The sequence below is a fragment of the Tepidiphilus baoligensis genome (genome assembly GCF_012911495.1).
GTDB lineage: Bacteria > Pseudomonadota > Gammaproteobacteria > Burkholderiales > Rhodocyclaceae > Tepidiphilus > Tepidiphilus olei.
In genome coordinates, this window is sequence record NZ_JAAAUB010000009.1 from 67,084 (window position 1) to 91,180 (window position 24,097).

A 24,097-nucleotide genomic window follows, 5' to 3' on the forward strand; every position below is an offset into this window, starting at 1 on the left:
AAGGGTCATTGGTGACCATGCAAGAGACCTTGGGGAAACGCTGAATAATTGGCTGCGCGGGCGAATCGCTGCGTTGCGCGGTGCTCGCTCCCTCGCCTATCTGCTTGATATGTCTCGGTCGCTGCGCTCCGTGCGCCTTGCGCTTCATCCCGCTCGCTCATTTCTTCAGCGTTTCCCCAGCAGCGGGGTGCGCGTAGACGCAAAAAAGCGGGCACGAAGCCCGCTTTTTTGGAAGAACTGGCGGAGTGGACGGGACTCGAACCCGCGACCCCCGGCGTGACAGGCCGGTATTCTAACCGACTGAACTACCACTCCGCACTCATGAACCTGGCGTCCCCACGGGGATTCGAACCCCGGTTACCGCCGTGAAAGGGCGGTGTCCTAGGCCTCTAGACGATGGGGACCCGTAAAACCGTTTCCCTGGTGGAGGTGAGCGGAATCGAACCGCTGACCTCTTGCATGCCATGCAAGCGCTCTACCAACTGAGCTACACCCCCGACGAAGCACCTGCGGTATTCCTGGCGGAGTGGACGGGACTCGAACCCGCGACCCCCGGCGTGACAGGCCGGTATTCTAACCGACTGAACTACCACTCCGCACTCATGAACCTGGCGTCCCCACGGGGATTCGAACCCCGGTTACCGCCGTGAAAGGGCGGTGTCCTAGGCCTCTAGACGATGGGGACCCGCACAACCGTTTTCTCTGGTGGAGGTAAGCGGAGTCGAACCGCTGACCTCTTGCATGCCATGCAAGCGCTCTACCAACTGAGCTATACCCCCGGCAGAAGAGCACGCATGGTAGCAAAAAAACCATTCACTGTAAACCGGTTCCACACGCCTTGCGGCATTGCCGATGAAACCTGGCGGAGAGGGCGGGATTCGAACCCGCGTGCCGGTTTTACCCGGCCATCCGATTTCGAGTCGGCGCCGTTATGACCGCTTCGGTACCTCTCCTGAAGGGCGGAATTGTAGCCAATTCCCCGAAAAAAATCCATACTCTCGCACTTGACGGCGCGCAGGCATAAAGTTTTCCGCGGCCATGCCGTTAATGATTCCATTCGCTCCCGCGAGGAGGACTCGATGCTCCGCCGATCCCTGCCCTTGCTGCTCCTTCTGGCCGCATCGCTGTCCGGCTGCGATGCCTTCTACGACGCCATCGGCCTCAACGACGCCAAGAAGGCCGAAGCGGAGGCCAGGGCGATCGGGGCCGCCTGCCGGCACGCCGGACGCTCGCTCGAAGATTGCTATGCCCTCAACCCCAACGCCTCGAAGTCGGCGATCTTCGAGGGATGGCGGGAAATGAACGATTACATGCTGCAGAACAACCTGCGCGAAGTACCCCCGGTGTTCGTCCCCACCGAACCGCTCAAACGCTCGCAGCCCATCATCCCCAAGCCGGAAAGCGCGCCCGGCGCTCCGGCTCCCGGAACACCACCGCCCACGACCGCACCACTGGGTCGCTAGTGTCCGGACCTTCTCAAGGCGCCGGATTCGTATAGCGCAGGTGGATTTCATCGATGCGCGCGAGCACCTCCGGGCTCGGGCGCCAATCCCAGGCCCGGAGATTTTCCTCCAGCTGCTCGGGGCGAGTCGCCCCGATGATGGTGCTCGTCACACAGCGTCGGTGATAGACCCAACCCAAGGCGAGCGTGGCCGGGCTCACTCCCAGCTCACGCGCCAACCGGGCGTAGGCCTCGACCGCCGGCTGGACGTTGGGTTTGGCATAGCGTTGCCCGAAGTTGGCAAAGCGCGTCAGACGCCCTTCGGCGTGGGGATCGGCGAGGTACTTGCCGCTCAACAGGCCAAACGCAAGCGGCGAGTAGGCGAGCAGTCCCACGCGCTCGCGGAAACAGACTTCTTCCAACCCATATTCGAACGTCCGGTTCATCAGGTGATAAGCGTTCTGGATCGAGACGATACGCGGCAAACCATGCTCTTCGGCCAGGCGCACGAACTGCATCACGCCCCAGGGATGTTCGTTCGAGACGCCGACGTAGCGGACCTTCCCTTCCTCGACCAACTTGGCCAGTGCCTCGAGCTGGGCGCGGATCGGCACCGTCGGTCGCTCCTTGTCCGGATCGAACTGCCATTGTCCGAACATCGGCTGGTTGCGATCCGGCCAGTGCAGCTGATAGAGATCGACGTAATCGGTCTGCAAGCGCCGCAGGCTGCCTTCGATCGCCTCGCGCAGATTACGCTCGTCGAACCCGCCGGGACCACCGCGGATCCAATCGAGACTGCGCGCCGGCCCTGCCGCCTTGGTGGCGAGGATCACCCGATCGCGCGGCTTGCGCCTGAGCCAGGTGCCAAGAATACGCTCCGTCGCCCCGTAGGTTTCGGCGCGCGCCGGCACGGGGTACATCTCCGCCGTGTCGTAGAAATTGATCCCCGCTTCCCAAGCGCGATCGAGCAGCGCGTGCGCTTGTGCCTCGTCGTTCTGTTCCCCGAAAGTCATCGTCCCCATGCAGATCGCCGACACCTGCAAGGCACCCTCTCCCAGCGTGCGATACTCCATGCCCGTTCTCTCCTTCGTCGAAAAGCGCGCCGCTGCCGGCACGCCGCGGTATCATTGCCATTTCGTTCGTAGTGTACGCCATGCATTCCCCGCCGCAAGGGTTGATCGCCCTCACCCGCCCAGGTTTCGAGCCCGAGGCCGCCGCCGAACTGCGCCGCTGGGCCGAGGCCCAAGGCGTCCCTGCCGAATTGACGGTACAGGCGCGCAGCGGCTACGTGCTGCTGGATGCCCGTGCCCCGCTGCCGGACGAGATTTCCCTGCCCTCCTGGCGCGAGCTCGTCTTCGCCCGCGAGTGCCTGCCCTGGTTCGATCGCCTGACGCTGCCCGAGCGCGATCGGGTACGCCCCTTGCTCAAGAACGTCGTGCACCATCACCCCCGCACGCGGTTCTCCGCCCTGCGTCTCGCCTTTCCCGATAGCGACGAAGGACGCCCCCTCTCCGGTTTCTGCCGCCGCCTGCGGCCGCACCTCGAAACGGCGCTCGCCGAGGCCGGCAAGTTCGCCGAGCGCGCCCGCGACGTGCTCGTCGTCTTCTTCCCTTCCTCGCGCGAAGCCTTTTTGGGTAATGCTCCCGCCGCGCTCCTCTCTCCCTGGGAAAACGGCATTCCGCGGCTGCGCCTGCCGGCGGAAGCCCCCAGCCGATCGGCGCTCAAACTCGCCGAAGCGCTCCTCGTGCTGCTCGACGAAGACGAACGTGCTCGCTGGCTGCGCCCCGGCACGAAAGCCGTGGATCTGGGCGCCGCCCCGGGGGGCTGGACCTGGCAGATGGTCCAGCGGGGATTGCGCGTGAGCGCGATCGACAACGGCCGACTGGATGCGCGGCTCCTCGCCTCGGAGCTCGTCGACTGGCAGCGCGCCGACGGGTTTACCTGGCGCCCGCGCGGTCGCGTCGATTGGCTACTGTGCGACATGGTGGAGCAACCCAGCCGCATCGCCGAGCTCGTCGGTCGCTGGTTTGCCCAACGCCTGTGCCGCTACGCCCTCTTCAACCTGAAACTGCCGATGAAAAAACGCCTCGAAGCGCTAGAAGACGCCCGCAAGCGGCTACAGCGGCTCACGCGCGAGGCCGGCGGCATCGAGCTGCGTTGCAAGCAGCTCTACCACGACCGCGAGGAAGTCACCGTCTTTGCCCGAGCCTTGGCTTGAGTTCGCCGCCGATCGCCCGATGCCGGCGTATAATTTCTTGTCTTTGCCATTTTCTTCCGTTTCTGGAGCGCACGACCTCTGATGACCTTCTCTGAGCTTGGGCTTCTGCCCGAACTGCTTGCCGCCGTCAACGACCTCGGTTACACCGAACCCACGCCGATCCAGGCCCAAGCCATCCCGCGCATCCTCGCCGGCAAGGATCTGCTCGGCGCCGCCCAGACCGGCACCGGCAAGACCGCCGGATTCACCCTGCCGCTGCTGCAGCGCCTCGCGCCCCACGCCAACACTTCGGCGAGCCCCGCCCGCCATCCCGTGCGCGCGCTGGTGCTCGCTCCCACCCGCGAGCTGGTGTTGCAGGTCTATGAATCGGTGCGCCAGTACGGCAAACATCTGCCGCTGCGTGCCGCGGCGATTTACGGCGGTGTGGATATCAAACCCCAGATCGAGGAACTGCGCCGCGGCGTGGAGATCGTCGTGGCCACGCCGGGACGGCTGCTCGATCACCTCGAACAGAAGACCATCCAGCTCAACCAGGTCGAATTCCTCGTCTTCGACGAAGCCGACCGGATGCTGGACATGGGGTTCATGCCCGACATCCGCCGCATCATGGAGCGCTTGCCGCAGCAACGCCAGACCGTGCTCTTCTCGGCCACCTTCTCGCCCGAAATCAAGAAACTCGCCCAACAGCTGCTACGCGATCCGGAAACGATCGAAGTCGCGCGGCGCAACACGGTGAGCGAGACCATCACGCACCGTGTCGTGCGCTGCGAGGCCGCACACAAGCGCGAAGCGCTCGTCGAACTGCTGCAGCGCCACCCCGGCCAGGCGCTCGTCTTCGTCGACACCAAGATCGCCTGCGGACGGCTCGCCTCGCTCCTGCAGCGGCGCGGCATTCAGGCCGAGGCGATCCACGGCGACAAATCCCAGCAGCAGCGTTTCGAGGTGCTAGAAGCCTTCAAGAACGGCTCGCTGCGGGTGCTCGTGGCCACCGACGTCGCCGCCCGGGGGCTGGACATCGAAGAACTGCCCTTCGTCATCAACTACGCCCTGCCCCCCAACCCCGAAGACTACGTGCACCGCGTCGGACGTACCGGCCGCGCCGGACATGAAGGCTTGGCGATCTCGCTCGTCGATGCGAGCGAAGAGGAGCGGCTGCAGGCGATCGAAAAAATGCTCGGCCGCCCCATTCCCGCCGAAACGCTGGAACCCCCGCCCCGCGAGCGCCGCGCCGAACCCACCCGCCGTCGCAGCGCCGAGCGCAGCGGACGCGCCCCCGACGGTTTCGACTTCTCCCGGCCCTACGAACCCAAGGCCGGCGCCGTGCTTGCCACGACGAAGCAGCAGACGGCAGCGCATCGCGCCGGAAGCAAGAAGGCGGTGGCGGTGTTGCTGGGAGGCAGCGGACGCGCGCAGTGAGGCGACGAGGTCGAATCACCGCGGCGTTCTTCTTTTGTCAGGTACCAGACGCTGCGCGATAAAACCACGCAGCGCCGGTGACCTCCACGTTGGACCTCACTACATGGCGCTTGATTCTCAGCTCACCGGCAACGCCGGCCTCTACTACTGTTGCTACCACCTCTCGCTGCTCGGGTGGAACGTTATGCCCACGGCACGGAACGCCCGTGGCGTCGACATCATCGCCTACAGTCGGGACGCAACCCGCAAGCTCGCCATTCAGGTCAAGGCGCTGAGCAAGCGATCCCCCGTTCCCCTTGGCACGTCCTTGGAAAAGGTCATGGGCGATGTCTGGGTCATTGTGAACAAAGTCACTTCGTCCCCGTCTGCCTTTATCCTCCTACCGTCCGAGGTAAAAGAACTTGCCCACCGAGGCGAGAAAGATGGCCGTGTTTCATTCTGGCTTCAACCAATTAGCTACGACCGAGAATGCTTCAAAGAGAAGTGGGAGCGCATCGGGCATGGTTGAACGGCTGCACGGGACTCCGTTGTTCCGCAAGGCACTGAGGCCGACACCGGGTCGCCCCCTGACGAGGACAAGCGCCGCTACCTTTTCGTGGCGATCGACCGAGCCACGCGTTGGGAGCTCAACGCCATCTACCCGGAGAAGACGGCCGCCAACGCCCGGCGCCTTCCTGCGCTCGCTCCTCGAGGCCGCCCCCTTTCGCCTGCGTACGATTCCCGCCGACAACGGCAAGGAGTTCACCGACCGCTTCATCACTCGCGGCGAGCGTACTCCTACGGGAACGCATGCCTTCGATGAACCGTGCCAGGCGCTCGGCATCGAACATCGGCTGACCAAACCTCGACGCCCGCAGACGAACGGCATGGTCGAATGGCTCAACGACCGCATCAGCGAAGTGCTTGCCACCCACCGCTTCGACAGCCGAGCCTCGTTGGAGGCGACGATTCAGCGCTACGTCTGGCTGTTGTACAATCATCACATCCCCCAGAAGGCCCTGGGACACATCACCCCCGTCGAAGCCATGAAAAGATGGTACAAAGAAAAACCGGAACTTTTCATAAAAATACCACGCAATCGTCCGGGACCTGACATCTAGAACCACGTACCGTCAAACGTAAGTTTTTTTTCGCAAAAGATCCACTCGCATTGGACGATCGAATCGCACCCCTGACTGTCCCATGTAAGAATCAAATAAGGTTCGTACTCGTTCTTTTATAACCGGACTAATCTCGAGCTTTGTGTGGGAAGGATTCATCATCCTGCGCTCGAAATCGTCAAAGTCAATAAAAGTGATTGGCGTAAGAAAATATATCTGTTCTATTCGTTCGAACAAACCCTTATCGCAGGAACGCTCCATCGCTGCGATAGCCGCTTCACGAACGATTTTTTCGTCATGAAACAAACGCATAATCTCATTAAATTCACCTTCGAAGACAGGCTCAGAGACATATAACAGTCCCCCGGGGCGTAAGACACGATGGATTTCTTCCAAGGCCCGATCCATCATATCGACCGGAACATGATGCAGCGACTTAAGCATCATCGCATGGTCAAAACTCTCATCTGGTTCATTGATGGCTTCTGCTGCGCCTCGACAAAACGTGATCGATGCTGGTCGATCCTTCGCAAGATTACGGGCAAGTTGCGCCTCGTCAACCTCAAGCGCGACGATCTCTCGCACGCCCGCTCGTTCGGCCAAGCGGCAACTCATCGTCCCATCTCCACAACCCAACTCGATGATTCGAGCGTTATTGAGTGGAAGTTTTTGTACAATTAATTCATATTCATCATTTATTATTTGAACTGTTTCGACTGCCGAATAATTTGTGCTCATCGTGAGCCCTCCAGCATACGCTTTGCCCGTTCGATCACCGGGCGATCGATCAGTTTCCCATTCAGGCGAATTGCACCGAATCCCCCCGATCTCGCGGCCGCATCGACCACCAATCTCGCCCATTGTAGATCTTCGTCACTGGGAGAAAAGCCCTCGTTCACCACCGCCACCTGCCGGGGATGAATACACAGTTTGGCACCGAATCCGAGTTTTCGTGCAAATGACACGTCACGAGCCAAACGCTCCAAGTCGTCGATAGCTACAGTCACGCCGTCTACTGGTGACTCGAGCCTCGCCGCCGCCGATGCAAGAACGATACGAGAGCGAGCATAAAGCAAACCATTCTCCTCATCTTCTATTCCGGTATCCAGCTGAAAGTCGACCGAACCGAATGCCAAACGAGTCACCCCTGGTACCTGCGCCAGTTCAAATACCTTCCACAAACCCAATGCAGATTCGATCAGCGGTATAACGGGCATACCCGCAGGCACGCGATTCACGAAGTCGGAAAGCTCGAACACCGCCTCTGCCTTCGGGAGCAGCGCAGCGAGTATCGACGCCATGTTCAAAAGGCGACAATCTTCCTCGTACCATTCAGTGTCGACACCATTGATTCTGATACAGGCCTTACCACCACGAGCTAGCCACTCGCGAATCGCATCACGGGCTATGCTTTTGTGTTCAGGCGATACTCCATCCTCAAGATCGAGGATCACAGTGTCAGCACCCGATGAAACCGCTTTGTCGAACCGCTCCGGACGGTCCCCGGGGACGAACAGATAAGAACGTACAAACACCACAATCTCCTCTTGGATATTCCTTCGTCACACCTTACGATCTATTGGAGAATCAGTCCTCTGCAGACGCGTGAACATCAGCATCAAGCCAATCAGCATAATAGTCGTCCCAAATACAACAAATCCGCTCGCATGTTCGCCAGTCAGGGATACAATCCCAACAAACAATGGCGGTCCAGCGACCACACCGGCATAGGTCAAGAACAATGCACCACCCGTTATCGTCCCGGCTTGCCCAGCTGGCGCAAGACGTGCGATTTCCGCAAGATAAACCCCGTTCCAACCAATAGCCATTCCGCCGAAGGTAGCGCCCAGAACGAGCACCCAGGCAAATGACCACCCATGCGCAAAGATTGCCAGTAACAGCGCACAGGAACCCATGCCTAATGCAAGGAGGCTGAGTAAGACGCGCGGGGCAATCCAGTGATCTGCCACCCAACCCCATAGCAGGCGACCAACGATTCCCGCCGCCTGCGCCACTGACAAAACCAGTCCGGCTGTAATCAGAGGAAAACCGAACTCCTTGGTAAGATAGGTCACAAGGAAAGTTGTCAAGCACAATTGCATCGCACTAAAGAAAAATGAACATATCGCCAAATCTCGAATAGGTTTGTAGGCGAAGACCATTCTCAACGGACCGAGTGCGCCACTAAGCGAAATTCGTCTGCTGGAATCACGATCGGCATCCAATTCCATACGAATAGCTTGTGTCACAACCGTCATGGCCACACAGAACAAGGCCACGGCGCAAGCTGCTCCACGCCATCCGGCAAGCAATACCATCGTGGGCACCAGCGCGCCAGCCATCATGCCACCCAATGGCACACCGGTTTGCTTCAATGAAAACACTACACCCATTCGCTTTGCAGGCGTAGTTCGAGCCAAAACGTGGCTACTCGCAGGCGTCACCGGACCATAACCAAACCCGATAAGTAGCGCGCCTAACACAATGGCCCACGGAACTCCTATGGTCGCAAGAGCAAGTCCGGACGCGCACAAGATGAGACAAAACTGACTGACCCTAATCGCACCGAAGCGTTTGATCAGATCACCACTGCCCAGACTAGACAGCATACTGCCGATGTACACCAGCCCAACGAATAAGCCAATCATCGATACCGGCATGCCAATTTCAGCTGCGGCCACAGGCGCAAGTACCGGCGGCGTCAACGAGGCCATAGAAACGAGTGCCTGAATCCCTAACGTCATCAAGAGAGGCATCAGGCCCGCTACAAGGGAAGGTTTCACTGCGAGTCAGCTCCATCGAAACGAGCGAGGCGCTGTGTGGTCGAATAGCTAAAACGATCACCTGGGTAAAGGTTGACCGCCACCTCAAAAAGCTCGCCGTTCGTCGCGAAGTACTTGCGCACGACTCTAAGTCCGGCCGCACCGGAGATGGTGCCGAGCCTAGAGGCTGCCGTGTCGTCGATCAAAACCGCGCTGATCTCTTGGCGAACTTCGACCACCATCACGCCGTACTTTTGTTCGATGATTGAATAGATCGGCACGGAAGGATCATCCAACGCATCCAGGACCCCGTAATACGGACGAGCGATGTAGACATCTGTGAGCGACAAGGGCAACTGCTGATCTGGAATATAGCGCTCACCACTCACCTTAAGCCATGCCTGACCGACCTGACATTCAAGAAGATCAGCCAGTTGTTCATCGGCGAACACCTCTTCGCTACTACAAATCTTCAAACGCACGTCGTGAACATACTGGAACAGATCGGAGATACTCTCACTCGCCTGTATGTAGCGTGAAGCGATCCGAGTGGCCTTGACCTTCGTTCCTACGCCTGGCTGACGTGTGACGAGTCCGAGTTCCAATAGCCGGCGAATCGCCTCGCGTACCGTATGCCGACTCACGCTGAACTGCTGACACAGCTCATTCTCGCTCGGCAACAGGCTACCGATTGGATACCGACCGACACGAATATCGTCAATCAAAGCTTGTGCCAACACCAGATACCGAGGCTGACCAGCCGCAAGCAAGTTAGGAGAGGAATTCGTCATATTACCCTTTCCGATTCCAATGTAGCGATCCATTCATCGTCGTCACGAATCGCTTTAAGGATTTCACGGGTATCCGCACCGAGCCTCGGTGCAGGATGAGTCGGCAAGACCTCCCCCGGACACCGAATAGGGCATGCTAAAGTCTTAATCGATCCACGCACAGGGTGTGGGACGTCTACGATAATCCCCTGCTCCCGGACGAACTCGTTGTCAAGAGCTTGGGCAACATCATATACTGGCGCAGCTGGTACTTTGCCGGCGAATCTCTGCATCCACTCCATCGTGGTCGCACCACTGAGAACCTCATCCAGTAGCTTTGTCAACTCATCCCGGTGTGCGAGTCGTGCCTTGAAGTCCACGAAACGAGAATCAGTCGCCCACTCAGGTCGTCCGATCACTTCGGTAAGCACACCCCAGAATTTCTCCTTGTTACACATAATGAATATCCAACTATCCTTAGTTTTGTATAACTGGCTGGGTGTCAACGACGGGTGACTTGAGCGCGGCAGACGAGAAGTAATGACACCCTCGTTGAGATACCAAGTACCGACATAGCTCAAATTGTGCATTGCAACATCGAACAAGCTAACGTCGATATCGCGCCCGATCCCTGTTTCACGTGCGCTGAGCACCCCCGAGATCAACGCCAACGCGGACATTGTTCCAGTCATCATGTCAATGATCGACAGTCCGAATCGGACAGGAGGACCATCAGGCTCGCCGGTCAGGGACAGATATCCTGCCTCAGCCTGCATCAGATAGTCATATCCAGGCCACGTGACCCTTGAGCCATTACGCCCATACGCCGAGAGATGAGCGCAAACGATCTTTGGGTTATATACCTTTAGCTTTTCGTAGATAAGACCGAGTTTTTCGGGCTGATCACCGCGAAGGTTATTGAAGACCGCGTCGGCACTCTTGACCAGCTCATGCAGTACTTCCTGCCCCTTAGGCTTTTTGATGTCGAGCGTAATACTTTTCTTATTGCGGTTGAACGACTGGTGAAAATGACTGTCGCCAGGAGCGAAGAAATACGGCCCAACGCTGCGGCCCACATCCCCTCCATCAGAAGGATTTTCCACCTTGATGACTTCGGCACCCAAATCCGCTAGGTGCTGAGTACCGAATGGCCCTGCTCCATATTGCTCTACGGCAATAATGCGAATACCTTCGAGAGGAAGACTCATACCGGATTCCTTTTGATCAATTGCTTAGCAATAATGAGTCGTTGCAGTTCGTTTGTACCCTCACCGATGACCAATAGCGGTGCGTCACGGTAGTAGCGCTCAATATTATATTCTTTCGAGTACCCATATGCACCATGAATTCTCATCGCATCCGTTGAATTACGTACAGCAGATTCTGTCGCGAAGTACTTCGCCATGCCCGCTTCCATGTCACAACGCTCCCCGCGGTCGAACGCCTTGGCTGCAGACTCTACAAGCAGGCGGGCCGCCTCGACCCGCGTTGCCATTTCAGCCAACATGAGTTGAATGGCTTGATGTTCGCAGATCGGCTTACCAAAAGTCTTGCGCACTTGGGCATAGGCCACTGATTCTTCAAGCGCGGCACGCGCAACGCCGACACCACGGGCAGCAACGTTGATCCTGCCTAACTCGAGACCTGAAAGGATCTGCTTAAGACCGACCCCTTCAATACCGCCGATCAGTCGGTCGACCGGTACACGGTAGTCTTCGAAGACTAGTTCGCAAGTATCGATTCCGCGATAACCTAGTTTCTCGAGTTTTCGAACGACCTTAAACCCTTGGCCTTTTTCAGCCAATAGAAGACTCATCCCTTTATGAGGTGGATTTGCGGTTGGATCAGTCTTGACCAGCAAAGCGATGCAATTACCATACATGCTATTGGTAATCCAAGTCTTCGCACCATTGACTATGTAATAGTCCCCCTCGCGTTTGGCAACGGTACGGATAGCCTGAAGGTCTGTGCCTGCATCCGGTTCAGTCAAACCAACACCACCGCGCAATTCACCAGTAGCAAATCGTGGCAAAAAGTATTCTTTCTGTTGAGGTGTGCCATGGCGTTGTACGATTGAAGCCATGATCAAGTGAGAATTGATGATGCCCGACAGCGACATCCAGGTGCGTGCAATACATTCGACGATCTTCGCATAGGTGGAAGTGGACAGTCCCAGACCACCATATTCTTCGGAGATGATACAGCCAAACAGCCCCATCTCCTTCATTTTTTCAACAATCTCGCTCGGATAAATATCTTGATGATCAAAATGTCTGACAAAAGGTCTCACCTCCGTCTCTAAAAATCTATTTATCATATCAAGAATCAGGTTTTCCTGTTCGTTGCTCTGGTCAACGTTGTTGTTCATTTCATACTCCATTATTCATTAGGATTCATGGATTAGACGCGACCACCCAGGTTACGTGAAAACTCATTGGCTTTAATATCGTCCAATGCGAGAACAGTTTCAAGAATTTGTTTTGCTCGCGCCTCGGAAACCGCCATACTCGCATTCTCAAGATACTTGGAAATGATATCGCTGGCACTGAGCGGTCTATCCGACGCACCTCTATTGACATGCTCACGGTGGCGTAACTCACGTCCATCCCGCAGGGTCACGACCACCTCGCCCGAGTAGTACTTCGGAAAAGCTGATGCGGGATCAGCCTCATAGGCAACCTTATTTGCCACTTCTAGCACGATTGGATCAGCGATCGACTCTGGTTCAAGCTCCGCCAGTCCAAATCGACCTCGCACCAGACCTGAAGCAACCGCGTAGGGGATACTAAACTGGGCATCATAACTATTCTGTGGTTTTCGCTTGTTGGCTAATGGCTCGCACACCGTTTTGATGACCTCAGCCGGGACCAATGCACGTACAGCGACGATATCCCGGGGATCAAAATCATGTTCATGGTGCAAGAAAATCGCCGAATCCGCACATGCATGCGTGAAGTGACAGGCAGGCAAGGGTTTAACAGCCACCGCCGATACTTCCCAGGTTTCCCCAAGCCCTTCGGTTGCCAGCGAGTAATCACACTGCTCAGCCAACGCACCGAGATGACTATTGAACAGACCAAACCGCCCTTCATAGACCGCCTTCGGACCAATAAATCCATTACGCGCCAACGCGGCAGCCGTAATTCCCGCTGCACCGGCCCAACCAGGGTGAATGCGCTTGGTCCAGGCACCATCTTGGAGAAATTCCAAGCTACCAGATGCAAGCGACAAGGCGATCCCCTGAGCCATGGCGAGCTGACGCTCGTTCAGTCCGCGCAACCGCCCTGCGATCAGCGTACAGGCAAAGGTGCCGATAAGACCGGTGGGGTGGAAACCAGTCTGATGAAACCCGCCTTTTGCGACGGAACCGAGTCGTGCTGCTACTTCCACGCCAATCACATAAGAGGTAACCAGTTCTCGACCCGACAATTTGCTGGCCGCAGCGACACCAAGTGCACACGGGAAACAACTCGCAGTAGCATGGATCACACCACGCGTGTGAGTATCGTCGTAATCGAGGCCATGTACCAACAATCCGTTGATCAAAACCGCATCACGCAAGGCTAGACGAACACCGAAACCAATGACATCACTGTCACCATCACCGAATTCGCTCGCCGCGGAAAGGGTACGATGGGCAAATTCATACTGTGTAGATGCAAGTGCGATACCTACCGCATCCAAAATCAGATATCGTGCCCGCTCTCGTACCGACTGAGGGATATCGCCATCTCTCAGCTGGTTCGCAAAACGTGCGAACGTCTGCGCAATTGGCATATCGTCTTTAGTATCGGCAGAGGTTTTGCCTTGAATGTTCATGATCTTTATTTCCTTATTCAGCGAAGAAGAACGAGCGAAATGCTTGGAATATATGTAATAAGCATTAAACCTATAATACGGACACCAAAAAAGGGCAAAACTCCGCGAGCAACTTCATGTACGGGGATCTTTGCAACACCACTCATAACAAAAAGATTAAGCCCGATCGGCGGCGTAAGCGTCGCAATCTCAACGTTGGCCACCATGATCACTGCAAAGTGAATAGGATCGATTCCAAGTGCGCCGGCAATAGGAAACAGCAAAGGCGCCGTAAGAACGACCAGCGTGACGCCGTCGAGAAACATGCCGAGAATGAGAAGTACGACGTTGACCACCAGCAGGAACTGCCAGGCGCTCATCCCCATATCGGTGATGTAACTTACCAATTGCTGCGACACCCCCATGCGCGCAAGCATGAACCCTACCAAACTACCGCCCATCACGACCGTAAAGATCATCGTCGTTTGCAGCAGCGACTCCTTAGCCACACTCCACATCTTGCCGGCAGTAATGCTTCGATAGACGAACAAACCCAGCAGCGCCGCATAAGCTGCCGCAAAGGCTGAAACCTCAGTCGGTGTCAAAAACCCGGTGTAAATACTTCCTAGCACCAACGCTGGCATGGACAATGCGGCGGTAGCAGCAGGCAGGCGCTTGCCAAAACCACGCCAATCCGGACGACGCACATTAGTTCCATAGTTGTTCCGCTTGGCAAGATATACCGTAGCAATCATCAGCAAGACCGCTTCCATCAAACCCGGCACTATGCCGGCGATGAACAGCTTGTCGACTGGCATACCAACGATTGAACCGATCAGGATGAAAAGAAGCGAGGGTGGAATCATAAGACCCAAGGTTCCACCGACTGCAACGAGCGCAGCCGAGAATCCAATAGGATAGCTCTCGCGCTTCAAGCCCTCGACCGTCGAAGCTCCGATGGCCGCTGCCGATGCCACACTCGAACCTGATATCGCCGCGAAGAACACGCTGGTAATCAGCACGGTAAGAGCCAAGCCCCCTTTGATCGCACGAACCACGCTACCAACCAGTTCGATCATGATGTTAGCGATTTGCCCCTTCATCATCAGGTTGCCAGCAAGCACAAACATGGGTATGGCCATTAGTGGATAACTATTGACCGACTTGAAAGCAGTCTGAGCAATCACAGTCGTTGGCACACCGTCGCTCAGAAGTGCCAACCCGACCGCGACCAAACCGAGAGCAACCGAAACATGCGTGCCAATCGCTAGAAATATCAGCGTAAGCACCAGTGCGCTGAGCAGAAACACTATCTGTCTCCTAAAAGTCGATTTTGATCGGCGTACCGCCCGCAAAAGGGTCTTCACCCTTGAGCGTTCGCCAGAGACATGAAAAATAGTAAATAAAGTACAGCACAGCCCCAATCGGCATAGCAAGGAACAACACCCAGAGAGGAATATCAAGATTTGACTCTGTCATCATACCCATCGTATAATAACGATAAATCTGGGGAAACGAGGCGTAAAATAGGATTGCGCTAAAACTCAGACCGATGGCACTAGACAGGAAATGGCAAAGTTGTCGCCATCGTTTCCCGAGCCGCTCGACCAACAGTTCGGTCCGGATGTGGTAACCAGCCGAACCAGCTGCTCCGACTGTCAAAAAAAATGCCCATACCATGAGATAACGAACCGTCTCCTCAGCCCAGAAATAACTGGTGTTCAGTAACGCTCGGCCGAAAGCTTCATTCAGCATGATCACGGTCGATGCCAAGAACATTACAGTCGCCACGTTCAACAAGAATCCCAACTCGAATCGGCACCAAAATCGGGATCGCCTCGCCTGTGCCGCATCTTTATTTAGATGATCAATTGTGGACGCCACAGCGCGCTCCCAGTTCGTTGAACTGTTTGATTACTTCATCATAGCGCTCAGAAAAAAGGCTGGTGTTCTTCTGTGCCAGCGATCGCCAACGCGCGCGTTCCTGATCGTCGGCAACATGAAATACCGCGCCCTGGTCAATCATTTTTTGGATCAGTGTATCGTCTTCTGCCTTCACTTCCTGCCACTGGCGAGGAGAAATATCGGCAATTGCATCGACGATCGCAGTACGGTGCGTAGCAGGAAGAGAGTCGAACCATCCTTTATCCACCACGATAGAGTAGGTCGTGAGTGAGAATCCCGGCACGTACCAGCCATACTTCCCGGTGATACCGATCATCTCCGCCCAACCAGCTGGTGAGGTAAAAACGCCATCAATCGCACCTTGTGCCAACGCCGTACTCATCTCCGAGGCAGCCATCGACACCGGGCTAATCTGCAAGCTACGCATGGTCTCCAGAAAGACACGGCCGCCAGTTACCCGAATTTTCATACCTTTCAGATCCTCCATCCGTTTGACCTCGCGATCACGGAGTACGAACATGAGATCGGCTGTGCGCAAAAACCCAAGGATCCGAAGATTTCGCGGCTCAACGTACGAGGACATCAATCCGGAAAGTCCAGACATAAAACATGAATTATTCATCATACTGTCACTAACAGCAAACGGTAGATTGATAACACCTGTGCGGGGTTCAATTGTCTCGATTCTGACCGAGACGGGCCAGACCATGTGCACGGCCCCAGTACCTAATGCTGCTAATGCATCTTGGTCGTTATACAGCTGCCCAGCAGTAAAAATCTTTACCTTAACCTCACCCTTGGAACGCTTTGCCACTTGTTCCGCAAACTCGTTCATATAACGAGTCTTCCAGTGTGTAGTGGCAACTTCACTAGTCAGAACAAGTTCGGTTGCCGTGGCGTTTTGAACCAATAAAGCACCGAAAATCAGCGACACGCCTGTTATGAACCGGGTAAATACGCTCATTGTTGCCTCCTCCTTTAGTATGTTTCGGTCGATGATCCACTAATTATTCCCAAGGACATCCTTACGCCCCTGGTTCATTACAGCTCAATAATCGGCAGCTTCGTCAATATTTCCTTCACGCATCTGAATCAGTACGCTACGTTCGAAGCTCATAAATACCGTTCCATCAGCTTTTTTGCCGATCGTGCGAACGGTAACGATGCCCTGTCCAGGACGTGATTGTGATGCTCGCTTGGCCAACACTTCGGATTCTGCGTAAATCGTGTCTCCAGCAAATACCGGTGCGACTAGCTTGATATCTTTCCATCCAAGATTCGCAATCGCCTTACCGCTGACCTCGGGCACCGACATACCGAGCACTATTGCCAGAGTCAAACCGCTATTGACGATTAATTTGCCGAACTCACTTTTCTCCGCGTAGGCAGCATCGCAATGCATTGGATGATAGTTCATGGTTATCAGAGAGAAAAGAATATTGTCGGCATCCGTCAACGTTCTTCCCGGACGATGCTCATACACATCCCCAATTTCGAAATCCTCGAAGTATCGGCCGATCTGACCGCGGTACCGTTGTTCACCAATTTTCTTCAAACTCATTTACGAATTCTCCGTATTGCTTTGTTACTGTTCCACGGAGTGGCGACACTCACACACTCACCCCGCCCCGTCCTAAGAATCAATTACCCAGACACATTTTATTTAGCTGTTTGAGTGCAAAAACAGCATCGGCATTATCGCTTACGTACTTTGCACTGGCCTGTTGGAACACTGTCCTCAGCTTTTCCACTTCAGTCGACGCAACCACGCGATAGTTTGCCCCCTGAGCAACCATCTGCTCGATCAACTCTTTATCCTTGGCCACGGTTTCTCGCCACTGTTGATCAATGAGCGAATCAAGCACCTCGGAGATGAGAGTACGGTAATTTTCTTCCAGCCCTTCGAACCACGACTTATCGACAACCACCGGAGAGATCGCCAATGCCATACCAGGAAAGAGCGATCCGTACCTCGCTGAAATTCCCAACACATCCACCCAGCCCGCAGGCGACGTCAACGCACCATCAATCGCACCCTGCGCCAGCGCAACTCCCATCTCCGAGGCAGCCATTGAGATTGGATTTGCCTGCACTGCACGCATCGCATCGAGCATCACGCGCCCTCCCACAACCCGGATCTTCAACCCCCGCAGATCGTCGACGCGTTGGATATCCTTATCCCGCATAACAAATAAAAGCTCGGCGGTCCGTAGAAAACCAAGAATCTGTATACCTCTCGGCGCAAGATAGTCTGAAATTTCTTTTGCTAGACCGTTAGCAAAGCATTTGTTAGTCATCTGCTCCTCGGTTAGACCGAACGGCAAGCTCAAGACGCCAATACGCTTGTCGAACAACTCTAGACGGGAAACAACTGGAAAAACCATGTGTACCGCCCCCGTACCTAGAGCAGCCAGAGCGTCACGGTCATTATAGAGTTGCGATGCGGGATAATATTTTCCAGTTACAGCACCATTCGTTCGAGATTTTATTTCCTCAATAAACTTAATGATGTAAGGACTAGGATTTGTGGTAAGCGGAACCTCCCCGGTGATGATAATCTCCATCGCTTGTACATGGACCGGCACTAGGCCAATTGCCAACAATGCAATTATAATAATCTTTTTCATACAAACTCCACTTTACATCATATTAATAACTTTAATTTTTCGGCAAGGGCGCATATAAATGCCATTCAGACAAAGACTGAACAATGTGACCGATCGCAAGCAAACGCTCTTCGTCAAATGGCCATCCGACGAACTGCGCCCCCAAAGGCAATCCATTCGAATCAATGCCAACAGGCAACGAAAGGGCAGGAAGACCGAGATAGTTTATCCCACGCGTCCAATACGACAGTCTACTAAAATCTTTCTCGAGCTTGATGTGATCATCCCCAATGGTATCTTTGATAAGTGGGGCCCCCGCGGGAGTCGTCGGCAACAACAAAGCATCAGCACCTGCGAGTGTTTCACGCAAAAAGCGGCGCAATAACCGTGAACGCAGGCGATGGGACTCATGGTAATCTAATCCATTGATGAGCATCCCCCGAAACAAACGCCGACGAACCTGCCGGCCGAATACTTCTGGCTGATTAAGCAAGTTACGTCGGTGTACTGCTGCCGATTCCACTGCCAGCAACACCGAGGCAAGATCCCCATAAAGCCCAAGATCAGGCAACTCAATCTCCAAGAAACGCATGCCCGCCTCGGACAGTAGGCCGCGCAAACGCGCGAGCGACTCAAACATCTCGTTGCTCAACATATCGCCGACAGCGAGCCGCGGAACGACGACAGTGAAATCACTCGCCTTGCGTCCGAGCCAACCGCCTGCGTAAAGCGGCAGATCCACACAAGAGGGATCGAATGGATCGGCTCCTACCATTGCCACAAGCGCCCTGCCACACAGGTCAGCACTCAAGGCCAGGGGTCCGATGCAATCAAGACTTGGGGATAATGGCATCGCACCTGCTACGCTGACGCGAAATTGGGTTGGCTTAAGACCCGTCACCCCGCACAAAGCGGCAGGTAAGCGCACCGACCCCCCGGTGTCGGAACCGATTGCGAGTGGAACCTCTCGGGCAGCCACCGCCATGCCGGCTCCGCTGGAACTTCCACCGGAAACTCTTTGCGGATCAAAAGGGTTACTACCATGGCCAAGTTGATCATTGCGGCCTGTCGGCGACATCGCGAACTCGGCCATATGCAAAGCGCCGATTATTACGGCGCCAGCACATTCAAGTCGACTGACGATGGTCGCATCTCTGCTAGCGGGTGTTTCGTGGCGTCGAATCGTCGAACCCCAACCGGCAACCCGCCCTCGGCAGTCAAACATATCCTTCAATCCGACCGGAACACCATGGAGAATCCCAACTGCCGCACCCGAGGCATAACTTGCGTCGAGATCACCCGCTTGTGCCAGCGCCTCATCTCGCTCCAAGCGCACCCAAGCAGAAGGCATCATCCGACTAACAGTGATCTTCGCGAACGACCTCCTGACAGCGCCAAGAGCCCCGTCATCCAAAATTTGATCTAGAACAAGCTGCGCACCCGTTATAGGCGGCATAGGGCGTCGTCGTGATGCCAATAGCACTTCAGCGAAGGGCTCCCAGGCATCTACCGCTCTCAGACGATCCGCCGCCGATGCTACTACGGCGGACAACCCTTTCACCGCACTTTGGACATCAGCCCAATCTTCCGTTGGTATCTCCAACGCCGCCCCCCCCCGTGCCCATTTCGTAGCGCACCGATGGTGCACTTTTTAGTACGGACATCAGGATGTCCGTATGTCTGGATAAATAGTAAACATCAACATGATGGATGTCAACATTAGTTGCACAGAGTATGTAACATTTTGTAACATTGATAATATTCACTCTGGGCAACTTGAAACATACTCGCACGGAGTGAATGCGGAGTTTAAATGGAGCGAATCGAGGTAAGTCACGAGGAGAGGTAAAGCGTCTGGAGATACTGCGCCGGGTGGAGGACGGGGCGATGAGTCAGAAGACGGCCCAAGAGTTGGGGCTGACGGATCGAGAGGTGCGGCGACTGTTGCGGCACTATGAGCAGCAAGGAGGCAGACAGTTTGGTCAATCGTCGGCGCAGCAAGCCGTCGAACCGACGACTTGCTGCGGTTTCAAAGAACGGGTTTTGGCACGCCCGTGGAAATGCTAAACAGATTTTTCTGCCTAGCACTGGTGGTCGAGTCCTTGAAGATGTCTCGAAGGAGAGTTTGCAGGGCTGGATGACCGCAACAGGGCTACGGTAGGTGGCCAAATGGTGGCAAAATGCCAGACGCCAAATCACTCCCACTCGATCGTCGCCGGCGGCTTGCCGGAAATGTCGTAGACCACCCGGTTGACGCCGGCCACCTCGTTGATGATGCGGTGCGACACTTGGGCGAGCAACGCGTGCGGCAGCTCCGCCCAGTGCGCTGTCATGAAATCCTGCGTCTGCACCGCGCGCAGAGCGATCACGTGCTCGTAAGTGCGGGCGTCCCCCATCACGCCGACGCTGCGCACCGGCAGGAACACGGCAAACGCCTGGCTCACCTTGTCGTACCAGTCGGCGCGGCGCAGCTCGTCGATGAAAATCGCATCGGCCTGGCGCAGGGTGTCGGCGTACTCGCGCTTCACTTCCCCGAGGATACGCACCCCAAGCCCCGGTCCGGGGAAAGGATGGCGATAGACCATGTCGTGCGGCAGCCCCAGGGCGATGCCCAGCTCCCGCACTTCGTCTTTGAAGAGCTCACGCAGCGGCTCGAGGAGCTTGAGGTTCAGGGTCTCGGGTAGCCCCCCCACGTTGTGGTGGCTCTTGATGCTCGCCGCCTTCTTCGTCTTGCCCCCGGCCGATTCGATCACGTCGGGATAGATGGTACCCTGGGCGAGCCAGCGCGCACGCGGCAGCTTCGCCGCCTCTTCCTGGAAGACTTCGACGAAGATGCGCCCGATGATGCGCCGCTTCTGCTCCGGGTCGGCCACGCCGGCGAGCGCCGAGAGAAAGCGCTCGCTCGCATCGACGTGAATCACCTTCACACCCAGATTGCGCGCGAACGTCGCCATGACCTGCTCGGCCTCGTTGAGGCGCAGCAGGCCGTTGTCGACGAAGACGCACGTGAGCCGATCGCCGATGGCACGATGGATGAGCGCCGCGGCGACCGACGAATCCACCCCGCCGGAGAGCCCCAGGATCACTTCCTCGTCACCGACCTGCGCCCGGATGCGGGCAATGGCCTCGCCGATGAAATCGGGCATGGTCCAGTCGCGTCCGCAGCCGCAGATCTCGTGCACGAAGCGCTCGAGCATCTCCTTGCCCTTGAGCGTGTGCGTGACTTCAGGGTGGAACTGCACGCCGTAGAAACCACGCGCCTCGTCGGCCATGGCGGCGATGGGGGTGGACTCGTTGCTGCCGATCACGGTGAAACCCGGAGGCAACTCGACCACCTTGTCGCCGTGGCTCATCCACACCTCCAGCACCGCGTGCCCTTCCTCGTCGCGGCGATCGGCGAGCGATCCGAAGAGGCGGTTCGGGGCGGTGACGCGGACCTGGGCGTAGCCGAATTCGCGCTTGCCGCTCGCCGCCACTTTGCCACCCAGCTGCTCGGCCATGGTCTGCATGCCATAGCAGATGCCCAACACCGGCACCCCTAGCGCAAAAACGATCTCGGGCGCGCGCCAATCGAGCGCCGCGTAGGCCGAATTCGGCCCGCCGGAAAGGATGATCCCCTGGGGCGCAAAGGTACGGATGAAGTCCTCGCCCACGTCGAAAGGATGGATCTCGCAATAGACCTGCGCCTCGCGCACGCGCCGGGCGATGAGCTGGGTGAGCTGCGAGCCGAAATCGAGGATCAGGATCTTGTCGTGTCGGGTCATGGGATCATTCGACGTGGTAATTGGGGGCTTCTTTGGTGATCTGCACGTCGTGCACGTGGGATTCGCGCACACCGGCCGCGGTGATCTCGACGAACTGCGCTTTTTCCTGCAGCTCGGCGATGGTGCGGCAGCCCAGGTAGCCCATGGCCGAGCGCACGCCGCCCACCAGCTGGTGGATCACCGCACTCACCGGCCCCTTGTAGGGCACCCGACCTTCGATGCCCTCCGGCACCAGTTTCTCCACGTTGGCGCTCGCGTCCTGGAAATAGCGGTCGGCCGCTCCCTGCTGCATCGCCCCGAGCGAGCCCATGCCGCGGTAGGCTTTGTAGGAGCGCCCTTGATAGAGCACGGTCTCGCCGGGCGCCTCTTCGGTCCCCGCGAAGAGGCTACCGAGCATCACGGAATCGGCCCCGGCCGCGAGCGCCTTAGCGATGTCGCCCGAATAGCGGATGCCGCCGTCGGCGATGAGCGGCACGCCGGTGCCGGCCAGCGCCGTGGCCACGTCGTCGATCGCGGTGATCTGCGGCACACCCACCCCCGCAACGATGCGCGTGGTGCAGATCGAGCCCGGGCCGATGCCCACTTTCACCCCGTCGGCGCCGGCATCGAGCAATGCCCGCGCCGCCTCGGCGGTGGCGATGTTCCCCCCCACCACCTGCACTTGGGGATAGGTGCGCTTGACCCAACGCACGCGATCGAGCACCCCTTGCGAGTGGCCGTGCGCCGTATCGACCACCAGCACGTCCACGCCGGCGGCCACGAGCAACTCGGCGCGCTCCTCGGTGCCGGGCCCCACACCGATCGCCGCCCCCACGCGCAGGCGGCCCTGCTCGTCTTTGGTGGCGAGGGGATGTTCGCTCGATTTCTGGATGTCTTTGACCGTGATGAGCCCTTTGAGCGTATCGTGCTCGTCGAGGATCAGCACGCGTTCGAGGCGGTGACGCTGCATCAGCGCCTTCGCCTCTTCGAGCGAAGAGCCTTCTGGCACGGTGACGAGCCGCTCACGCGGGGTCATGATGACGGACACGGGTGCCTCGAAGCGCGTCTCGAAGCGTAGGTCACGGTTGGTGACGATGCCCACCACTTTGCCGTGCTCGACCACCGGCAGCCCCGAGACCCCAAGCTGGCGCGTCAACGCCAGCACTTCGCCCACGGTCATCGTCGGCGGGATGGTCACCGGATCCTTGAGAATGCCCGATTCGAAACGCTTGACCTTGGCGACTTCCGCCGCCTGCTGCTTGGGCGTGAGGTTCTTGTGGATGATGCCGATGCCGCCTTCCTGGGCGAGCGCGATCGCCAGGCGCGCTTCGGTGACGGTGTCCATCGCGGCAGACACCAGCGGCAGATTCAAGCGGATGTCGCGCGTGAGCCGGGTGGAGAGGTCCGCGTCGCGCGGCAGAATGGCAGAATGGGCGGGAACGAGGAGGACGTCGTCGAAGGTGAGGGCTTTCTTCAGCAATCGCATGGTACAGTCCTTGGACCAAAACGGAATTATACCGGCGAGGCAGCTTCGAGAGGGCTAGTTTTTGTTGCGAGACGTTCGGGCGCGACGCCGGCGCACCGCTTTCGGGTCGGCGATGAGCGCGCGAGTGAGTTCCAGCCGGTCACCCTCGGCAAGGGGCGTCTCCGGCGGTACGAGCCGGCCGTAGAGGCTGCACGCGCGCTCCCAGTCTCGCTGCAACGCCGGATGGCGTTCGAGCACCCCCGAGCGCAGCACGGCATCGCGCACCGTCGCCCCTTCAGGCAACACGAGCGATACGCGATCGATCACCCTCGGGGAGGGGGCGCAGACGAGCTCGATACGCAGTTCAGCCACTGCCCTCCCCCTTGATCTGACGGGCCCGGCGCACGAAGGCATCGATGAAAGTGGCCGCGATGCGATTGAACACCGGCCCCAGCACCTTCTCCAGCACGCGCGACGAGAATTCGTAGGAGAGGTCGAACTCCACGCGGCAGGCCTGCTCCCCCAGCGGCACGAAGCGCCATTCTCCCTCCAGGCGGCGAAAAGGCCCCTCCTTGAGGCGAATGCGCATGCGATGGGGAAATTCCTTTTCGTTGACCGTGGTAAAGTGGGTCTTGATGCCATGGAAATCGACGTGCAGCGTCGCCTCGGTTATCGCATCCGTGCGTCGGTGCAGCTCGACCCCGCCACACCAGGGCAGGAACTCGGGGTAGTCCTCACAACGGTCGACGAGTTCGAACATCGTCTCCGCTGGGGAATCGATCAAGACGCGCTTGTGGACTTCGGCCATCCGTGCCCTTTCGCCGGCTGCTCACCTATAATTGGGCGATTCTACCCCAGCACTTCACCGGAACG

The 24,097-nt window shown here is 57.2% G+C and carries 22 protein-coding genes, 7 tRNA genes and 1 pseudogene; 5 read left to right on the forward strand and 25 right to left on the reverse strand.

Annotated features, from left to right (window positions below):
- Nucleotides 1-238: 238 nt before the first annotated feature.
- The 7 genes from GV368_RS07375 to GV368_RS07405 form a co-directional block, all read right to left on the reverse strand.
- Nucleotides 239-315: transfer RNA gene (locus GV368_RS07375), tRNA-Asp, on the reverse strand.
- A gap of 13 nt (nt 316-328) precedes the next feature.
- A tRNA-Glu gene (locus tag GV368_RS07380) sits at nt 329-404 on the reverse strand.
- 17 nt (nt 405-421) lie between these two features.
- A tRNA-Ala gene (locus GV368_RS07385) sits at nt 422-497 on the reverse strand.
- Between the two features lie 22 nt (nt 498-519).
- Nucleotides 520-596: transfer RNA gene (locus tag GV368_RS07390), tRNA-Asp, on the reverse strand.
- Between the two features lie 13 nt (nt 597-609).
- A tRNA-Glu gene (locus GV368_RS07395) sits at nt 610-685 on the reverse strand.
- Between the two features lie 18 nt (nt 686-703).
- Nucleotides 704-779 (reverse strand) — tRNA-Ala (locus GV368_RS07400).
- Between the two features lie 81 nt (nt 780-860).
- A tRNA-Ser gene (locus GV368_RS07405) sits at nt 861-953 on the reverse strand.
- A 126-nt stretch (nt 954-1,079) separates the two neighbouring features.
- Between GV368_RS07405 and GV368_RS07410 the strand changes: the two genes are divergently transcribed.
- Complete coding sequence (locus GV368_RS07410; RefSeq protein WP_169116026.1) at nt 1,080-1,463, forward strand: hypothetical protein; 384 nt, start codon at nt 1,080-1,082, stop codon at nt 1,461-1,463.
- 13 nt (nt 1,464-1,476) lie between these two features.
- On the opposite strand, the gene GV368_RS07415 is transcribed toward GV368_RS07410, so the two are convergent.
- Nucleotides 1,477-2,514 carry an aldo/keto reductase gene (locus GV368_RS07415; protein WP_169116064.1) on the reverse strand — a complete coding sequence of 346 codons (1,038 nt, stop codon included), beginning with the start codon at nt 2,512-2,514 and terminating at the stop codon, nt 1,477-1,479.
- 80 nt (nt 2,515-2,594) lie between these two features.
- Between GV368_RS07415 and rlmM the strand changes: the two genes are divergently transcribed.
- From rlmM to GV368_RS07435, 4 genes and pseudogenes are all read left to right on the forward strand, one after another.
- Nucleotides 2,595-3,659 carry a 23S rRNA (cytidine(2498)-2'-O)-methyltransferase RlmM gene (gene rlmM, locus GV368_RS07420; protein WP_169116065.1) on the forward strand — a complete coding sequence of 355 codons (1,065 nt, stop codon included), beginning with the start codon at nt 2,595-2,597 and terminating at the stop codon, nt 3,657-3,659.
- Nucleotides 3,660-3,740: 81 nt separating this feature from the next.
- Entirely contained in the window at nt 3,741-5,075 is a 1,335-nt protein-coding gene (locus GV368_RS07425) for a DEAD/DEAH box helicase (protein WP_169116066.1), read from the forward strand.
- A 103-nt stretch (nt 5,076-5,178) separates the two neighbouring features.
- Nucleotides 5,179-5,583 (forward strand): hypothetical protein, encoded by a 405-nt coding sequence (locus tag GV368_RS07430; RefSeq protein ID WP_142805057.1) that lies wholly within the window; start codon nt 5,179-5,181, stop codon nt 5,581-5,583.
- Between the two features lie 60 nt (nt 5,584-5,643).
- A pseudogene (locus tag GV368_RS07435) lies at nt 5,644-6,175 on the forward strand (DDE-type integrase/transposase/recombinase); the annotation flags it as partial.
- Between the two features lie 12 nt (nt 6,176-6,187).
- Here the strand turns inward: GV368_RS07435 and GV368_RS07440 are convergent.
- The 17 genes from GV368_RS07440 to GV368_RS07520 form a co-directional block, all read right to left on the reverse strand.
- Nucleotides 6,188-6,913 carry a class I SAM-dependent methyltransferase gene (locus GV368_RS07440; protein WP_169116068.1) on the reverse strand — a complete coding sequence of 242 codons (726 nt, stop codon included), beginning with the start codon at nt 6,911-6,913 and terminating at the stop codon, nt 6,188-6,190.
- Nucleotides 6,910-7,710: an HpcH/HpaI aldolase/citrate lyase family protein gene (locus GV368_RS07445; RefSeq protein ID WP_169116069.1), complete on the reverse strand. Its 801-nt coding sequence runs from the start codon at nt 7,708-7,710 to the stop codon at nt 6,910-6,912. Before GV368_RS07445 ends, GV368_RS07440 begins: the two co-directional genes overlap by 4 nt.
- Nucleotides 7,711-7,737: 27 nt before the next feature.
- A complete protein-coding gene (locus tag GV368_RS07450) occupies nt 7,738-8,919 on the reverse strand; it encodes an MFS transporter (RefSeq protein ID WP_206673337.1) in 1,182 nt (393 codons plus the stop codon).
- Between the two features lie 35 nt (nt 8,920-8,954).
- Complete coding sequence (locus GV368_RS07455) at nt 8,955-9,761, reverse strand: GntR family transcriptional regulator (RefSeq protein ID WP_206673338.1); 807 nt, start codon at nt 9,759-9,761, stop codon at nt 8,955-8,957.
- On the reverse strand, nt 9,725-10,915 hold the full coding sequence (locus GV368_RS07460; protein ID WP_169116070.1) for a CaiB/BaiF CoA transferase family protein: 1,191 nt from the start codon (nt 10,913-10,915) through the stop codon (nt 9,725-9,727). Before GV368_RS07460 ends, GV368_RS07455 begins: the two co-directional genes overlap by 37 nt.
- Nucleotides 10,912-12,075 carry an acyl-CoA dehydrogenase family protein gene (locus tag GV368_RS07465; RefSeq protein WP_169116071.1) on the reverse strand — a complete coding sequence of 388 codons (1,164 nt, stop codon included), beginning with the start codon at nt 12,073-12,075 and terminating at the stop codon, nt 10,912-10,914. The genes GV368_RS07460 and GV368_RS07465 overlap by 4 nt, the downstream gene beginning before the upstream one ends.
- A 32-nt stretch (nt 12,076-12,107) precedes the next feature.
- Nucleotides 12,108-13,526, reverse strand: a complete 1,419-nt coding sequence (locus GV368_RS07470; protein WP_169116072.1) for an MmgE/PrpD family protein — start codon at nt 13,524-13,526, stop codon at nt 12,108-12,110.
- Nucleotides 13,527-13,543: 17 nt separating this feature from the next.
- Nucleotides 13,544-14,815 (reverse strand): TRAP transporter large permease, encoded by a 1,272-nt coding sequence (locus tag GV368_RS07475; protein WP_169116073.1) that lies wholly within the window; start codon nt 14,813-14,815, stop codon nt 13,544-13,546.
- A gap of 10 nt (nt 14,816-14,825) precedes the next feature.
- Entirely contained in the window at nt 14,826-15,296 is a 471-nt protein-coding gene (locus GV368_RS07480) for a TRAP transporter small permease (RefSeq protein ID WP_328514247.1), read from the reverse strand.
- A gap of 76 nt (nt 15,297-15,372) precedes the next feature.
- Complete coding sequence (gene dctP, locus GV368_RS07485) at nt 15,373-16,374, reverse strand: TRAP transporter substrate-binding protein DctP (protein ID WP_169116074.1); 1,002 nt, start codon at nt 16,372-16,374, stop codon at nt 15,373-15,375.
- An 84-nt stretch (nt 16,375-16,458) separates the two neighbouring features.
- Nucleotides 16,459-16,971, reverse strand: a complete 513-nt coding sequence (locus tag GV368_RS07490) for a MaoC family dehydratase (protein WP_169116075.1) — start codon at nt 16,969-16,971, stop codon at nt 16,459-16,461.
- A gap of 79 nt (nt 16,972-17,050) precedes the next feature.
- Nucleotides 17,051-18,037, reverse strand: coding sequence for a TRAP transporter substrate-binding protein DctP (dctP, locus tag GV368_RS07495; RefSeq protein ID WP_169116076.1), 987 nt, complete (start codon nt 18,035-18,037; stop codon nt 17,051-17,053).
- A 31-nt stretch (nt 18,038-18,068) separates the two neighbouring features.
- Nucleotides 18,069-19,472 (reverse strand): amidase, encoded by a 1,404-nt coding sequence (locus GV368_RS07500; RefSeq protein ID WP_268969039.1) that lies wholly within the window; start codon nt 19,470-19,472, stop codon nt 18,069-18,071.
- Nucleotides 19,473-20,211: 739 nt separating this feature from the next.
- Nucleotides 20,212-21,780, reverse strand: a complete 1,569-nt coding sequence (guaA, locus tag GV368_RS07505; RefSeq protein WP_142811238.1) for a glutamine-hydrolyzing GMP synthase — start codon at nt 21,778-21,780, stop codon at nt 20,212-20,214.
- Between the two features lie 4 nt (nt 21,781-21,784).
- A complete protein-coding gene (gene guaB, locus GV368_RS07510) occupies nt 21,785-23,245 on the reverse strand; it encodes an IMP dehydrogenase (protein ID WP_142811236.1) in 1,461 nt (486 codons plus the stop codon).
- Nucleotides 23,246-23,299: 54 nt separating this feature from the next.
- Nucleotides 23,300-23,596, reverse strand: coding sequence for an RnfH family protein (locus tag GV368_RS07515; RefSeq protein ID WP_206673340.1), 297 nt, complete (start codon nt 23,594-23,596; stop codon nt 23,300-23,302).
- Nucleotides 23,589-24,032: a type II toxin-antitoxin system RatA family toxin gene (locus tag GV368_RS07520; RefSeq protein ID WP_169116079.1), complete on the reverse strand. Its 444-nt coding sequence runs from the start codon at nt 24,030-24,032 to the stop codon at nt 23,589-23,591. Before GV368_RS07520 ends, GV368_RS07515 begins: the two co-directional genes overlap by 8 nt.
- Between the last annotated feature and the right edge of the window lie 65 nt (nt 24,033-24,097).

What these genes read in the sequence shown, in the direction of transcription:
- GV368_RS07430 (WP_142805057.1), top strand. Translation starts at nt 5,179, where the DNA reads ATGGCGCTTGATTCTCAGCTCACCGGCAACGCCGGCCTCTACTACTGT.
- GV368_RS07410 (WP_169116026.1), top strand. Translation starts at nt 1,080, where the DNA reads ATGCTCCGCCGATCCCTGCCCTTGCTGCTCCTTCTGGCCGCATCGCTG.
- GV368_RS07440 (WP_169116068.1), bottom strand. Translation starts at nt 6,913, where the DNA reads ATGAGCACAAATTATTCGGCAGTCGAAACAGTTCAAATAATAAATGAT.
- GV368_RS07450 (WP_206673337.1), bottom strand. Translation starts at nt 8,919, where the DNA reads ATGACGTTAGGGATTCAGGCACTCGTTTCTATGGCCTCGTTGACGCCG.
- GV368_RS07465 (WP_169116071.1), bottom strand. Translation starts at nt 12,075, where the DNA reads ATGAACAACAACGTTGACCAGAGCAACGAACAGGAAAACCTGATTCTT.
- dctP (WP_169116076.1), bottom strand. Translation starts at nt 18,037, where the DNA reads ATGAAAAAGATTATTATAATTGCATTGTTGGCAATTGGCCTAGTGCCG.
- GV368_RS07425 (WP_169116066.1), top strand. Translation starts at nt 3,741, where the DNA reads ATGACCTTCTCTGAGCTTGGGCTTCTGCCCGAACTGCTTGCCGCCGTC.
- GV368_RS07415 (WP_169116064.1), bottom strand. Translation starts at nt 2,514, where the DNA reads ATGGAGTATCGCACGCTGGGAGAGGGTGCCTTGCAGGTGTCGGCGATC.
- dctP (WP_169116074.1), bottom strand. Translation starts at nt 16,374, where the DNA reads ATGAGCGTATTTACCCGGTTCATAACAGGCGTGTCGCTGATTTTCGGT.
- rlmM (WP_169116065.1), top strand. Translation starts at nt 2,595, where the DNA reads ATGCATTCCCCGCCGCAAGGGTTGATCGCCCTCACCCGCCCAGGTTTC.
- GV368_RS07460 (WP_169116070.1), bottom strand. Translation starts at nt 10,915, where the DNA reads ATGAGTCTTCCTCTCGAAGGTATTCGCATTATTGCCGTAGAGCAATAT.
- GV368_RS07520 (WP_169116079.1), bottom strand. Translation starts at nt 24,032, where the DNA reads ATGGCCGAAGTCCACAAGCGCGTCTTGATCGATTCCCCAGCGGAGACG.
- GV368_RS07455 (WP_206673338.1), bottom strand. Translation starts at nt 9,761, where the DNA reads ATGGATCGCTACATTGGAATCGGAAAGGGTAATATGACGAATTCCTCT.
- guaA (WP_142811238.1), bottom strand. Translation starts at nt 21,780, where the DNA reads ATGACCCGACACGACAAGATCCTGATCCTCGATTTCGGCTCGCAGCTC.
- GV368_RS07500 (WP_268969039.1), bottom strand. Translation starts at nt 19,472, where the DNA reads ATGCCGCCTATAACGGGTGCGCAGCTTGTTCTAGATCAAATTTTGGAT.
- GV368_RS07470 (WP_169116072.1), bottom strand. Translation starts at nt 13,526, where the DNA reads ATGAACATTCAAGGCAAAACCTCTGCCGATACTAAAGACGATATGCCA.
- GV368_RS07490 (WP_169116075.1), bottom strand. Translation starts at nt 16,971, where the DNA reads ATGAGTTTGAAGAAAATTGGTGAACAACGGTACCGCGGTCAGATCGGC.
- guaB (WP_142811236.1), bottom strand. Translation starts at nt 23,245, where the DNA reads ATGCGATTGCTGAAGAAAGCCCTCACCTTCGACGACGTCCTCCTCGTT.